The organism is Salinivibrio sp. ML198, assembly GCF_001996015.1.
Taxonomy (GTDB): domain Bacteria; phylum Pseudomonadota; class Gammaproteobacteria; order Enterobacterales; family Vibrionaceae; genus Salinivibrio; species Salinivibrio siamensis.
This window is the reverse complement of the sequence record NZ_MUEZ01000003.1, coordinates 133,324-146,639: the sequence shown is the minus strand read 5'-3', so window position 1 is coordinate 146,639 and position 13,316 is coordinate 133,324. Positions and strand designations below refer to the sequence as shown.

The 13,316-nt window shown below is 50.5% G+C and carries 12 protein-coding genes; 10 read left to right on the top strand and 2 right to left on the bottom strand.

The window, feature by feature from the left end; genetic code table 11:
• The first annotated feature begins 3 nt into the window (after positions 1–3).
• Positions 4–648 carry a DUF2057 domain-containing protein gene (locus tag BZG25_RS03150; protein WP_077579192.1) on the top strand — a complete coding sequence of 215 codons (645 nt, stop codon included), beginning with the start codon at positions 4–6 and terminating at the stop codon, positions 646–648.
• A 134-nt stretch (positions 649–782) separates the two neighbouring features.
• Here the strand turns inward: BZG25_RS03150 and BZG25_RS03145 are convergent, their stop codons facing one another.
• Complete coding sequence (locus BZG25_RS03145) at positions 783–1,166, bottom strand: hypothetical protein (protein ID WP_046073585.1); 384 nt, start codon at positions 1,164–1,166, stop codon at positions 783–785.
• Positions 1,167–1,589: 423 nt separating this feature from the next.
• On the opposite strand from BZG25_RS03145, the gene BZG25_RS03140 reads away from it, so the two are divergent.
• The 9 genes from BZG25_RS03140 to BZG25_RS03100 all read left to right on the top strand — a co-directional run bounded on the left by BZG25_RS03140 (position 1,590) and on the right by BZG25_RS03100 (position 11,459).
• On the top strand, positions 1,590–1,997 hold the full coding sequence (locus BZG25_RS03140; protein ID WP_046073583.1) for a YbaN family protein: 408 nt from the start codon (positions 1,590–1,592) through the stop codon (positions 1,995–1,997).
• A gap of 37 nt (positions 1,998–2,034) precedes the next feature.
• Complete coding sequence (gene apt / locus BZG25_RS03135; RefSeq protein ID WP_077579261.1) at positions 2,035–2,580, top strand: adenine phosphoribosyltransferase; 546 nt, start codon at positions 2,035–2,037, stop codon at positions 2,578–2,580.
• Between the two features lie 57 nt (positions 2,581–2,637).
• Positions 2,638–4,902 carry a DNA polymerase III subunit gamma/tau gene (gene dnaX / locus BZG25_RS03130; RefSeq protein WP_077579193.1) on the top strand — a complete coding sequence of 755 codons (2,265 nt, stop codon included), beginning with the start codon at positions 2,638–2,640 and terminating at the stop codon, positions 4,900–4,902.
• 24 nt (positions 4,903–4,926) lie between these two features.
• A complete protein-coding gene (locus BZG25_RS03125; protein ID WP_046073581.1) occupies positions 4,927–5,256 on the top strand; it encodes a YbaB/EbfC family nucleoid-associated protein in 330 nt (109 codons plus the stop codon).
• A gap of 3 nt (positions 5,257–5,259) precedes the next feature.
• The gene (gene recR, locus BZG25_RS03120; protein ID WP_046073580.1) at positions 5,260–5,868 is read left to right on the top strand and encodes a recombination mediator RecR; all 609 of its coding nucleotides are present in this window, start codon (positions 5,260–5,262) and stop codon (positions 5,866–5,868) included.
• Positions 5,869–6,190: 322 nt separating this feature from the next.
• The gene (gene htpG / locus BZG25_RS03115) at positions 6,191–8,086 is read left to right on the top strand and encodes a molecular chaperone HtpG (protein ID WP_046073579.1); all 1,896 of its coding nucleotides are present in this window, start codon (positions 6,191–6,193) and stop codon (positions 8,084–8,086) included.
• A 157-nt stretch (positions 8,087–8,243) separates the two neighbouring features.
• Positions 8,244–8,888: an adenylate kinase gene (gene adk, locus BZG25_RS03110; RefSeq protein ID WP_046073578.1), complete on the top strand. Its 645-nt coding sequence runs from the start codon at positions 8,244–8,246 to the stop codon at positions 8,886–8,888.
• 205 nt (positions 8,889–9,093) lie between these two features.
• Positions 9,094–10,068 carry a ferrochelatase gene (hemH, locus tag BZG25_RS03105; protein ID WP_077579194.1) on the top strand — a complete coding sequence of 325 codons (975 nt, stop codon included), beginning with the start codon at positions 9,094–9,096 and terminating at the stop codon, positions 10,066–10,068.
• 89 nt (positions 10,069–10,157) lie between these two features.
• Positions 10,158–11,459 carry an inosine/guanosine kinase gene (locus tag BZG25_RS03100; RefSeq protein WP_046073576.1) on the top strand — a complete coding sequence of 434 codons (1,302 nt, stop codon included), beginning with the start codon at positions 10,158–10,160 and terminating at the stop codon, positions 11,457–11,459.
• A gap of 74 nt (positions 11,460–11,533) precedes the next feature.
• Here the strand turns inward: BZG25_RS03100 and asnB are convergent, their stop codons facing one another.
• Positions 11,534–13,201, bottom strand: coding sequence for an asparagine synthase B (gene asnB, locus BZG25_RS03095; protein WP_046073575.1), 1,668 nt, complete (start codon positions 13,199–13,201; stop codon positions 11,534–11,536).
• Positions 13,202–13,316: the final 115 nt, after the last annotated feature.

Below are 13,316 nucleotides of genomic sequence, written 5' to 3'. Positions count from 1 at the left end.
AAGATGAAAAAAGTAGTAGGTGTGGGCTTGGTGCTATGTACTCTCATGGCATCGAGTGTGACTAATGCCGCAGAAATTACCTCAGCACGCAATATCGAATTCGTTGTTGTTGATGGCGAAAAAGTGACGTTTGACAACTGGTCTCCAACTCAGACGATTGAGTTGCCGGATGGCAACCATCAAATTGTGGTGCGGTTTGAGGGTGAGGTTAAGCGAGGTAGTCGAGATCTTGTCTTTACATCACGACCGTACCTCTTTGAACTCAACGTTGATGGGCGTGATACGACGATTGATCTCGATACTCGACTAAAAACAAAAGTCCAAGCAGAGCATTATTTTGACGATGCTCAATGGCAAGCCGAGTTCGATAACGGTGATGTGATGCCTTTAGATGCCGTCGAGTTAAAAGGGGATGGCTTTGCCGCCTATGCCGACATGGAAGCGCTGGTGGCGGAGTATAACCGTGAGAATGGTATCATTATCGACCAAGGTGAAAGCAAGAACCTCAACGATGTATTGGTCGAGGTGGATGATCAAGGTAAAGCCTCTATTAAAGGTGATGCCTTGTCGCAGTTAAAGCTTTGGTATACCAAAGCCAGTGACCAAGAGCGTAAGTCGTTCCGTCGTTGGATTATTGACCAAGATTAAACGCCTCAGGATGATGTGTGATCGTTAGTATCACCCGCTTGTCAGCTTTAAATAGTCAATAAAAAACGCGCCCAGCTGATGCTGGGCGCGTTCCGTTTAAGCCACGATGAGACAAGCGAAAGTCAACCTCGCGATCACACGGTTTTACGTGCTCCTGCTGTGGCTCGGCGAGTGGCTGGATCGTGATGATAATAATTCGACGCGCGACACTGTGGGCAGCGCTGCTCGGCGGCGTCTTTCATTAAATCATCCAGTGGAATTTCACTTTCACAATCGGCACACAAGCCATAAATCTCCAAATCCATGGCACATAAAGCCGCATCGACTTTTTCTAAACGTTCACCGAGGCATCGGATGGCGCCAGGTACCCCTTGGCTTTCTTTAATCAGATCCGAAATGGTGAGGTTCTCGCAATGCTTGTCCCAGTCTTCACGCAATCGCGTGGTTAATGTTGCTACTAGCTCAGTGCGTTCGCGGTTAAGTTCACGCCCCAGCTGAGCAAGGGTTGTTTTATCCATGGTCAGTTCGCTTGATTGGCTAAAATGACTTTTATCATGACGCAGTCACACAAGTTGTTACCCTGATGTAAATCAATGAACCGGCTAAAACCTTACAAAGAGTCCGTTTTTAGCGGTGTTGACCTGAGCTATAGTACCTGCTCACTGTTGTTATGCTGTTGTGAGTGAAGTAACAAAATGGAACATGATTTTAAAGAGCCTTATAACGTCAAATACTTCATCGGCTTCCTGCTGGTATTACTGATCCCGACCTTACCTGCCAGTCTCACTTGGCTTGGCATTATTTTTGGCGGCTAATCACCGCCTTATTCACTCGCCGTGCGGCATTCCTTATTCGCCACCCTGTACCTCCATCGTCTCTGACACTACACTTAGCGTGAGTGAACAAGCGCGACCATCTCGAATCGAAGGGTAATAGAGACTATGCAACAAGCACCGACAGCCGCATGGCGTTGGTTATGGAATGGGTTAGGTTGGTTATGGGTCGCGCTGGGTGCGGCGGGCGCCTTTTTGCCGGTACTCCCGACCACGCCGTTTTTGCTGCTCGCCAGTGGTTGCTTTATGCGAGGCTCTCCTCGTATCGCTAACTGGCTACACGCCCATCCTACGTTCGGGCCGATATTGACGGACTGGTACCAAAAGCGCGCGATTAGTCGCAAAGTAAAACGACGCGCGACCGTCATGATAGTGGCAAGTTTTAGCTTTTCGATTTATATCGTCGGGGCGATGTGGCTGAAAGCGTTACTGGTTACCTGCCTAATTGTGCTCTTATGCTGGTTTCTCCGCCTACCTGAAACGGAATCTGTTGCTGGTTCGGCCGAAAATTCATAACATGACGGTTTGCGTTTTTTACCGGCGAGAATTGGCCATGAGCACCGACAGCTTGAATGTCATCAAACAAAGTATTCAAACCATCCCAGACTATCCCAAACCTGGCATCTTATTTCGCGATGTCACCAGCTTAATGGAAGACCCTGCTGCCTACCAAGCCACCATTGATGCCCTGGTTGCGCAATACCGCGATCATGGATTTACCAAGGTGATTGGTACCGAGTCACGTGGATTTTTATTTGGTGCACCATTGGCGCTTGCGCTAGGGCTCCCGTTTGTGCCAGTGCGTAAGCCTGGCAAGTTGCCACGCGCGGTGATCAGCGAAAACTATCAGCTAGAATACGGTGAAGATACCCTGGAAATCCATCGTGATGCGATTGCTGAGGGGGATAAAGTACTGGTGATTGATGATCTACTGGCGACAGGCGGCACCATAGAAGCCACCGTGAAGCTGGTACGCCGTTTAGGCGGCACCGTGGCGCATGCTGGGTTTGTGATAAGCTTGCCGGATATCGGCGGTGAAGAAAAGCTGGCCGCGCTTGGGATCAACGTTTATAGCTTGTGCGAATTTGCAGGCCATTAATGCCAGGCTATATGCAGGGTCCCGCGTTAGCAATAAGCATACAGGAAGCGGATTGACATGAGTTACCAAGTCCTCGCTCGCAAGTGGCGACCCCATAATTTTGAGTCTGTTGCCGGTCAAAGTCATGTGCTCACGGCCTTAGCCAATGCATTGGATCATGACCGCTTGCACCACGCATATTTGTTCAGTGGTACTCGCGGTGTGGGCAAAACCACCATTGCGCGCATTTTTGCCAAAGGGCTCAATTGCGAACAAGGGGTGTCTTCTTCGCCATGTGGTCAGTGCGCAACCTGCCGTGAAATTGACGAGGGACGTTACGTTGATTTGCTGGAGATTGACGCTGCATCCCGGACCAAGGTGGAAGACACGCGAGAGCTGCTCGATAACGTCCAGTACAAGCCCGCACGTGGCCGCTTCAAAGTGTACCTCATTGATGAAGTCCATATGCTGTCACGACACAGCTTCAATGCGCTGCTAAAAACGCTGGAAGAGCCGCCTGAGTACGTAAAGTTTTTATTGGCGACCACGGATCCACAAAAGCTGCCGGTCACCATTTTATCGCGTTGTTTGCAATTTCACCTAAAACACTTTGATGCGAGCCAGATTCAGACGCAGCTAGAGCATATCCTTGGTCAAGAAGGTGTCGAGGCAGAGTCACGTGCCTTAATGCTATTGTCACGGGCTGCGGAAGGCAGTATGCGTGATGCCTTGAGCTTAACCGACCAGGCCATCGCGCTGGGAAATGGCCACATCAGCACCCAAGCTGTCGCTGACATGCTGGGGACCTTGAGTACCGATAACGCACTCTTGCTCCTTGAAGCCTTGGCGAATCATGATGCGGTCGAGTTGATGAATATGCTGGCGCAGATTGCGCACGTCGGGGTGGAGTGGGATGGTTTACTCAAAGAGTTAGCCAGCCAGCTTCACCATGTGGCGCTTGCCCAAGCACTGCCTCAGACCCATGATGATGACAGCGGGGAGCAAGCACGGATTCACGCCTTGGCCTCGCGGCTTGCGCCACAAGATGTGCAGCTGTGTTACCAAATGGCACTGCAAGGACGGCAAGACCTGCCCTATGCCCCTGATGGGCGGGCCGGTCTAGAAATGGTCTTGCTGCGTATGTTGGCGTTTCAGCCGGTGAAAACGGTACCGTATGAACCGGCTACCATATCGGTGCCGACACACGATCCCGCATCTTCACCACAACAGCCGGTCAAAAAAGATCCCTCGCAAGCACTGAACGCGTTGAAAGCGCAGGTCTCATCGGCCAGTGCGGCGTCGCCAAACCAGTCGTCACCAAGCCAGGGGCACGAAGTACAACAGAACCGGCCCATGGGCGATACCCCGGAGAGCAATGACCGAGACACGCCGGAAAGTCCCCAAGATATCAATGACACACGCGCGCCAGCTCCTCAGCAGGCGATGGCAAAGACTAGCGCGGAGGTGCCTAGCGCAGGTGCATCCGGCAGAGGGGCACATGAAGCGAGTGTTTCCGAGCTGAACCAACCAGCAGTCGATGACTCGGCGCCAGATGCCGCGTCATCACTTGCGAATCAGCCGTCTGCCTCTTCGCCTGCCTCTAGTCTTATTCAGGCTCGTAATCAGTTGCGTAGTCGTATGAAACGTCAATCCGAACAATCGGGGAGTGGAGCAAAAAAGACGGAACGGACACCGGCCAAGACTGATGCGTTATCTGTGCTCGATCGCGTCGCGACGGCGGCAGAGAGTGCATCGCCTGTGTCCGCGCCTGAACAAAAGACACCGAGTGTGTCGTTGTCACCCGTGACTGAACCTACTAACGGGTCGTCAGAGCCTTACCAGTGGCGCTCTACGCAACCTGTGTCACCGGAGCCCGAGACGGTGCCTTCACTGACACCTAAGTCGTTGAAACAGGGGTTAGAACATGAAAAAACGCCCGCCATGCGCGACAAACTGGTGCAGGAAACCAACGCGCAAGATCCTTGGTGTGCCTTGGCAGACAGTTTAGAGGTAGAGCGCCTGGTTAAACAAATGGCACTGAATGCGGCGATGTCCCAGCAAGGCGAGCGCGTACAGCTTACATTGCGCCCGGATCAATCGCACCTTAATACCGAAAAAGCGCAGCAGCAATTGACTCAGGCCTTGACGACGGCGCTGGGCGCCCCCATAACCTTGGAGGTACAGCTCGGGGAAGCGGGAATCACACCTTTAGAGCGGCGCGAGCAGCTCTATCAACAAAAATTAGCGCAGGCGACACACAGCCTGCATAATGATCCGAATGTGACTTTTATTCTTCAACGCTTTGCGGCGGAGTTAGAAGAAGATAGCATTCGACCAATTTAAGACACCTAACCAAGAGAGAGAATTATGTTTGGTAAAGGCGGCATGGGTAACATGATGAAGCAGGCGCAGCAAATGCAAGAGCGCATGCAAAAAGTACAAGAAGAAATTGCCAGCATGGAAGTGACAGGCGAAGCGGGCGCAGGCATGGTGAAAGTCACCATGACAGGTAGCCACAGCATCCGTCGTGTCGACATCGACGATAGCTTGATGGAAGATGATAAAGACATGCTGGAAGACTTGATTGCGGCTGCATTCAACGATGCTGCCCGTCGTGTCGAGGAGCAACAAAAAGAGAAAATGGCGGAAGTGACAGGTGGTATGCAGTTACCACCAGGCATGAAAATGCCCTTTTAATCTATGCGCACCAGCCAGTTACTTGAACAACTGATGGACTCGCTGCGTTGTTTACCAGGCGTTGGCCCCAAATCAGCGCAGCGGATGGCCTACCACTTATTGCAACGAAACCGCCAAGGCGGGCTGGCCCTCGCGCAAGCACTGAGTACGGCAATGACTGACATTGGCCACTGCAGCCAATGTCGAACCTTTACCGAGCAAGACGTGTGCGCGATTTGCGATAACCCGAAACGCCAAGAAACAGGGTTGATTTGTGTGGTTGAAAGCCCGGCAGATATTGCAGCCGTGGAAGCCACGGGTCAGTACTCAGGGCGGTATTTTGTTTTGATGGGACACCTGTCACCCCTTGATGGCATTGGTCCGGCAGACATTGGCCTTGATGTGTTGGAAAAGCGTCTGCAACACGAACCGATCCAAGAGCTTATCTTGGCGACCAACCCGACAGTGGAAGGCGAGGCAACGGCGCAATACATCGCTGAGCTATGCCAAGAGCACCAAGTGGGTGCGAGCCGTATTGCACATGGCGTCCCCATGGGAGGCGAGCTAGAGCTGGTGGACGGTACCACGCTATCTCACTCAATTATCGGTCGCCAACAGTTGAAATATCGCTAGAAGCGCCTGACGTGTCCTGAGACCGCAGCTACCGTTGGTGACATTGTCTTCCACCGCGAGGGGCGGCAAGACAATGTGGCAACATCCACCGTCAAAGCAGCGATGTCAATCACACGACTGACGTGTAAAGCCTAGCCTCTGGTTAGGCTTTTCTTTTTTATTGTCTATCGACTTACTACTAACTGACTTATATTTGACCACTTAGGCCTTGAAAGCGTGGTACCGGATCCCTATATCCAAGGAGACGGAAACAACGAATTCATTGTGACGCGGGCAGATTGTCCGCGTCGCCATTAATCCTCATAGTGTTAGGTAGATTGACATGAGCGTGAAAACCCCAGAAAAACATCAGTTTGGTTCTGATACCTCCAAATTGCTGCAGTTGATGATCCACTCTCTCTACTCAAACAAAGAGATTTTCCTGCGAGAGTTAGTGTCAAACGCGTCGGATGCCGCCGATAAGTTGCGCTTTAAAGCATTGTCAGCGCCTGAGCTTTACGAAAATGACGGTGACCTGCGTGTCCGTCTTTCTTTTGATAGCGAAGCCGGTACGTTAACTGTCTCAGACAATGGTATTGGTATGAGCCGTGACGATGTCATCGCTAACCTCGGCACCATTGCAAAATCAGGCACAGAAGAGTTTCTTAAACAGCTTAACGAAGATCAAAGCAAAGACTCGAACCTCATTGGCCAATTCGGGGTCGGCTTTTACTCTGCCTTTATTGTGGCTGACAAGGTAACCGTAAGCACTCGAGCGGCGGGTCTTGCGGCCGACGAGGCAGTGCAGTGGGAATCAACCGGAGAAGGTGAGTATACCCTAGAGCCTATCAGCAAAGCTGACCGTGGCACTGAGATTACGCTGCACCTTAAAGACGACGAGAAAGAATTCCTCAATGATTGGCGCCTACGTGAGGTGATCGGTAAATATTCCGACCACATCGGTATTCCGGTAGAAATGTGGACGCAAGAGAAAGACGAGGAAGGTAACGAGACGGGAGAAGGCAAGTGGGAGCAAGTTAACAAAGCGCAAGCGCTTTGGACTCGTGCTAAGTCAGATATCTCGGCAGACGAATACAAAGAGTTCTATAAGCATGTGTCTCACGACTTTGCCGAGCCGCTGACGTGGAGCCACAACCGTGTAGAGGGTAAAAACGACTACACCAGCTTGCTGTATATCCCGTCAAAAGCCCCTTGGGATCTATACAACCGCGAGCACAAACATGGACTGAAACTCTATGTACAACGCGTCTTTATCATGGATGATGCGTCACAGTTCATGCCAAGCTACTTGCGTTTTGTTCGTGGTTTGATTGACTCTAACGATCTGCCGCTTAACGTCTCGCGTGAGATCCTGCAAGACAACAAGATCACCCAGTCACTGCGCGGTGCGTGCACCAAGCGTGTGTTGTCAATGCTAGAAAAACTGGCTAAAAACGATGCTGAAAAATATCAGACATTTTGGCGTGAATTTGGCCTAGTAATGAAAGAAGGGCCGGCGGAAGATTTCAGCAACAAAGAAAAAATTGCTGGCTTGCTGCGCTTTGCCTCAACGCATGAAGACAGCGCTGAGCAAACCGTCTCCTTGGCCGACTACGTGTCGCGCATGAAAGAAGAGCAAGACAAAATCTACTACATCACCGCGGATAGCTACAATGCGGCCAAACACAGCCCGCACTTGGAGCAGTTTAAAGCCAAAGGCATCGAAGTTATCTTGATGTATGACCGCATCGATGAGTGGTTGATGAGCTACCTGACCGAGTTTGATGGTAAGTCGTTCCAAGCAATCACCAAGGCAGATCTCGATCTGAGCCAATTCGATGATGAAGAAGCAAAAGCAGAGCGTGAAGAAACCGAAAAAGCGTTTGAGTCTGTGATTGAGCGAGTAAAATCGCACTTGGGTGATCGTGTTAAAGATGTACGTACCACCTTTAAACTTTCTGGCACACCGGCGGTGGTGGTGACCGATCAGTTTGAAATGGGCACGCAAATGGCGAAGCTTTTAGAAGCCGCTGGCCAGCAAGCGCCGGATGTGAAGTACATCTTTGAACTGAACCCAGAGCACGCTCTGGTTAAGCGCATGGCAGATGAAAGCGATGAGCAGAAATTCGGTACTTGGGTAGAAATGCTGCTGGGTCAAGCGATGCTGGCAGAGAAAGGCAGCATGGACGATCCGTCAGACTTCTTGGCCTCGGTCAACCAGCTTCTGACTAAGGTATAATCGACAGGCGATTGTCGAGACCACATACTGAATGACTATCGAACAAGCCCGGCCGGATTGCCGGGCTTGATAGCGTTTAGTTAAGCGTGTATGTTTCGTGTCTTTGCGAATATAGACGCAGTTTAACGAAACCTAAATAATCATAAAGGGGATCACTATGCGCATCATTCTGTTGGGTGCACCGGGCGCGGGTAAAGGGACGCAAGCGCAGTTCATCATGGAAAAATACGGGATTCCGCAGATTTCTACGGGTGACATGCTGCGCGCCGCGATTAAAGCGGGCACTGAGCTTGGCAAACAAGCCAAAGCGGTTATTGATGCTGGCGAATTGGTGTCTGATGACATCATTCTTGGCTTGGTTAAAGAGCGTATCTCGCAAGATGATTGTGCCAACGGCTTCTTGCTAGATGGGTTCCCACGTACCATTCCACAAGCTGATGGACTGAAAGAGATCGGTGTTGCGATCGATTACGTACTCGAGTTCGATGTTCCGGATGACGTTATTGTTGAGCGTATGAGTGGTCGCCGTGCTCACCTTGCTTCAGGCCGTACTTATCACGTTGTTTATAACCCACCGAAAGTGGAAGGGAAAGACGACGTGACTGGCGAAGCGCTAGTGGTACGTGATGATGATAAAGAAGAGACGGTGCGCGCGCGTTTGAATGTTTATCATAATCAAACTGCACCACTGATTGCTTACTATAAAAAAGAAGCCGATGCTGGCAACACCCAGTTTGTGACCTTCGATGGTACTCAAGGGGTTGAGCAAGTCAGCGCAGAGATCCAAAAGGTTCTCGGCTAATTTTTTGTTTAAAGGGTCAGTGCTCAGGCGCTGACACCGATTCTCATCGGTATGACTGATGCCAGAAACCGGAGCTGACGATTAGTCGCTCCGGTTTTTTTATGGCAAGCTACGCGTCATTCTCCAAGCCATTTAATCAGATAACGTTAAATTGGAAAGGTACAACAAAAATAATCGGCTCGCGAATAAGCCAAGGACAACAAACATGACCGAAAAGCATAACCAAGTTGGCGTACTTCTGGTCAACCTGGGAACCCCAGATGCGCCTACTTCTTCTTCTGTAAAGCGCTTTTTATCTGAATTTCTGCATGATCATCGAGTGGTCGATTTAACGCGTTGGTTGTGGTGCCCACTGCTGCATGGTGTGATTCTCCCGGTACGCTCTCCCAAGGTGGCTAAGCTCTATCAAAGTGTTTGGATGAACGAGGGATCGCCTTTGATGGTGTACGCTACACGTCAGCGTGATGCCTTAGCCACCAAGACGGGATTACCTGTCGCTTTAGGAATGACCTATGGTTCACCTTCGATGACGGATGGTATTGAGCAACTGCAGCAACAAGGTTGCGAAAAGGTCATGGTTTTGCCTTTGTATCCACAATACTCTGCGACCACCACCGCCGCGGTATTTGATAAAGTCGCCAAATCCCTAAAAGGACGCCCCTTGCTTCCTGAGCTTCGCTTTGTGCATCACTATCACGATCATCCGTCGTATCAATCCGCATTGGCAGACTCCGTCAGGCGCCACTGGGATAAACACGGCAAGGGCGATCTCTTACTGTGTTCATACCATGGGATCCCGCAACGTTTCGCGGATAATGGCGACCCGTATCCGCAACATTGCGAACAAACCACGGCATTGTTGCAGGCGGAACTTGGGCTCCCCGACCAAGCGATCATGATGAGCTACCAATCGCGTTTTGGGCGTGAAGAATGGCTTAAGCCCTATACCGATAAAACCTTGGAAGCACTACCCGCAAAAGGGGTTAAAACCCTCGATATCATGACACCAGCCTTTTCTTCTGACTGTTTGGAAACCTTGGAAGAAATTGCTGGCGAGTGTCGGGATATCTTTTTAGAAGCGGGTGGCGAAGCCTTTCGTTTTATCCCATGCTTGAATGATGACGAGGCGCATATTGAGTTAATGGCGACGCTGGTGGCAGAGCATACCCAAGGGTGGTAGACGGATAAAATTCGTTTCTCCAACGCTATGCAGGCGCAAATTCTGTGGTAGAATTCGCGCCTCCCTTCCATTAGCTAGTTACACGAACCATGAAATTTCCAGGACAACGTAAGTCTAAACACTACTTTCCGGTTCACGCCCGGGATCCTTTGCTTAACCCTGCCAGTGAGCGTGGCTTTAAACGCCCTCATGTGATTGGCATAGACCAAACCTTGGTGGACATAGAAGCAAAAGTGAGTGATGACTTCCTGGAGCGCTATGGTTTGAGCAAAGGCCACTCGTTAGTGATTGACGATGAGCGCGCTGAAGCCTTGTATCAAGAGCTCAAAGACAACAATTTGGTGACGCATGAATTTGCCGGCGGCACCATTGGCAATACCTTGCACAACTACTCCGCTTTAGCGGACGACCAATCGATTCTGCTTGGCGTGATGAGTCAGGATATTCGTATTGGGAGCTACTCTTATCGCTACCTATGCAACACGTCCAGCCGTATGGACCTCAATTATCTGCAACCTGTCGAAGGCCCGATTGGCCGTTGCTATGCACTGATTGGCGATTGTGGCGAACGTACTTTTGCCATCAACGAAGGCTTAATGAATCAGCTGCGTCCTGAGTCGATTCCGGAACATATCTTTGAGCATGCGTCTGCCTTAGTCCTGACAGCCTATCTGGTACGTTGCAAGGACGGTGATCCGATGCCGGATGCGACCATGCGTGCCATCGAGTATGCCAAAAAGCATAACGTGCCTGTGGTGATGACGTTGGGCACCAAGTATGTGATTGAACAAAATCCACAGTGGTGGCGTGATTTTCTGGCTGAGCACGTCAGTGTGGTGGCGATGAACGAAGATGAGGGCGAAGCGCTCACGGGTGAAAGTGACCCGCTGCTCGCGGCCGACGCCGCCTTACAATGGGTAGATATGGTGCTTTGCACGGCCGGTCCGATTGGCCTCTACATGGCGGGTTATAGTGAAGATAAAGCCAAACGCGAAACCTCACTGCCTTTATTACCCGGCGCCATTCCCGAATTCAATATGTATGAGTTCAGCCGTCCAATGATCAAAGCCGATTGCGAAAATCCGATCAAAATTTATTCGCACATTGCCCCATACATGGGTGGGCCGGAACGGATCAAAAACACCAATGGCGCGGGGGACGGTGCACTGTCTGCGTTGCTGCACGATATGTCAGCGAATCGTTACCACCGTGATAACGTGCCCAATTCGAGCAAACACCAGTACCCATTTTTAACTTACTCATCGTTTTCTCAGGTGTGCAAATACGCCAACCGTGTTAGCTATGAGGTGCTGGCGCAGCATTCTCCGCGTTTGTCACGTGGCTTGCCGGAGCGCGAAGATAGCTTGGAAGAGGCTTACTGGGAACGTTAATCTCATTGCCATAAAAGATAAAAAACCGCCAATTGCTGTTGGCGGTTTTTTATTATTGGTCGTGAGGGATGGGCTTATTGATACGCTTTTTCGTGTACGTTGCGGACCGCACGACCTGATGGATCAGCTTGGTTTTTGAACGATTCATCCCATTCAATCGCTTTGGCACTTGAGCAGGCGATCGACGGGCCGCCAGGAACACACTTCGCGGCATCTTCCAGAGGGAAGAGTTCGGCGAAAATCTCACGATACATATACGCTTCTTTGGTGGTCGGCGTGTTGTATGGGAAACGGAAGGCTGCCGTTGCCAACTGTTGATCGCTGACTTTTTCATCGGCAATGGCTTTCAAGGTATCAATCCAGCCGTAACCGACGCCATCGCTAAACTGCTCTTTTTGACGCCATGCCACCGATTCTGGCAACAGATCCCCGAAGCATTCACGAATGATGTGCTTTTCCATTTTACCCTCACCGCACATTTTATCATCCGGTTTGATTTGCATCGCCACTTCCAAAAATTCTTTATCCAAGAAGGGGACACGCGCTTCAACGCCCCATGCGGCCATTGATTTGTTCGCACGAGCACAATCAAACATGTTGAGTGCGAGCAGCTTGCGAACGGTTTCCTCGTGGAATTCTTGAGCGTTGGGCGCTTTGTGGAAATATAAGTAGCCGCCAAATACCTCATCGGCGCCTTCTCCCGATAGCACCATTTTAATTCCCATTGCACGAATCTTACGTGACATCAAATACATGGGGGTTGATGCTCGAATAGTGGTCACATCATAGGTTTCGATGTGATATACCACGTCGCGGATGGCATCCAAGCCTTCTTGAATACTATAGGTAAACTCGTGGTGCACGGTGCCAAGGTGGTCGGCGACTTCTTTGGCGGCTTTCAAATCCGGCGCGCCTTCCAGGCCGATAGCAAACGAGTGCAAACGTGGCCACCAAGCTTGGCTTTGATCGTCATCCTCGATACGGTTGGCGGCATATTGCTTGGTCACTGCGGAAATCACCGATGAATCCAACCCGCCAGATAGCAGAACGCCATAAGGTACATCGGTCATAAGTTGACGGTGAACCGCTTTCTCTAGGGCTTCTTTGAGTGCTGCTTTATCCGTGGTGCTGTCTTTTACCCCGTCATATTCCATCCATGCGCGTTTGTAATAACGAACAGGCTCACCTTGTTTACTCCATAAAAAGTGACCCGGAGGGAACTCACTGATGGTTTTACAAATAGGCGTCAGTGCTTTCATTTCCGAAGCAACGTAGTAGTTGCCATGTTCATCGTGTCCATGATAAAGCGGGATAATGCCGATATGATCGCGACCAATTAAATACGCATCCTGCTCTTCATCATACAAAATAAAGGCAAAGATACCGTTGAGATAATCGAGCAGTTCTGGCCCTTTCTCTTGATATAGGGCGAGAATGATTTCGCAGTCTGACTCTGTTTGGAACGGATAATCGGCGGCGAATTCAGCGCGGAGCTCTTTGTGATTGTAGATCTCACCGTTGACTGCGAGGGCTTGGGTTTGGTTTTGGTTATAAAGTGGCTGTGCCCCACTGTTAAGATCGACAATCGCAAGGCGCTCATGAACGAGAATGGCTTTTTCAGACGAATAAATCCCTGACCAGTCCGGACCTCGGTGACGCATGGTCTTCGACATTTTTAACGCGATTTCCCGCAATTGTTGCGAGTCGGTTTTAATGTCAAGCGCTCCAAAAATTGAACACATAATCTTCCTCTCTGTTTGTGTTATACGGTGTTTTCGCCGTGGCATGTCTGCGATATAGGACCACTGGTGGCGACCTGTTAATCACACTCTGCCCTGTGGCAGAGAAAGACACAAG

Bases quoted from the DNA above. Each gene is read 5' to 3' on its own strand.
- BZG25_RS03150 (WP_077579192.1), top strand. From the start codon at position 4: ATGAAAAAAGTAGTAGGTGTGGGCTTGGTGCTATGTACTCTCATGGCA.
- BZG25_RS03145 (WP_046073585.1), bottom strand. From the start codon at position 1,166: ATGGATAAAACAACCCTTGCTCAGCTGGGGCGTGAACTTAACCGCGAA.
- BZG25_RS03140 (WP_046073583.1), top strand. From the start codon at position 1,590: ATGCAACAAGCACCGACAGCCGCATGGCGTTGGTTATGGAATGGGTTA.
- apt (WP_077579261.1), top strand. From the start codon at position 2,035: ATGAGCACCGACAGCTTGAATGTCATCAAACAAAGTATTCAAACCATC.
- dnaX (WP_077579193.1), top strand. From the start codon at position 2,638: ATGAGTTACCAAGTCCTCGCTCGCAAGTGGCGACCCCATAATTTTGAG.
- BZG25_RS03125 (WP_046073581.1), top strand. From the start codon at position 4,927: ATGTTTGGTAAAGGCGGCATGGGTAACATGATGAAGCAGGCGCAGCAA.
- recR (WP_046073580.1), top strand. From the start codon at position 5,260: ATGCGCACCAGCCAGTTACTTGAACAACTGATGGACTCGCTGCGTTGT.
- htpG (WP_046073579.1), top strand. From the start codon at position 6,191: ATGAGCGTGAAAACCCCAGAAAAACATCAGTTTGGTTCTGATACCTCC.
- adk (WP_046073578.1), top strand. From the start codon at position 8,244: ATGCGCATCATTCTGTTGGGTGCACCGGGCGCGGGTAAAGGGACGCAA.
- hemH (WP_077579194.1), top strand. From the start codon at position 9,094: ATGACCGAAAAGCATAACCAAGTTGGCGTACTTCTGGTCAACCTGGGA.
- BZG25_RS03100 (WP_046073576.1), top strand. From the start codon at position 10,158: ATGAAATTTCCAGGACAACGTAAGTCTAAACACTACTTTCCGGTTCAC.
- asnB (WP_046073575.1), bottom strand. From the start codon at position 13,201: ATGTGTTCAATTTTTGGAGCGCTTGACATTAAAACCGACTCGCAACAA.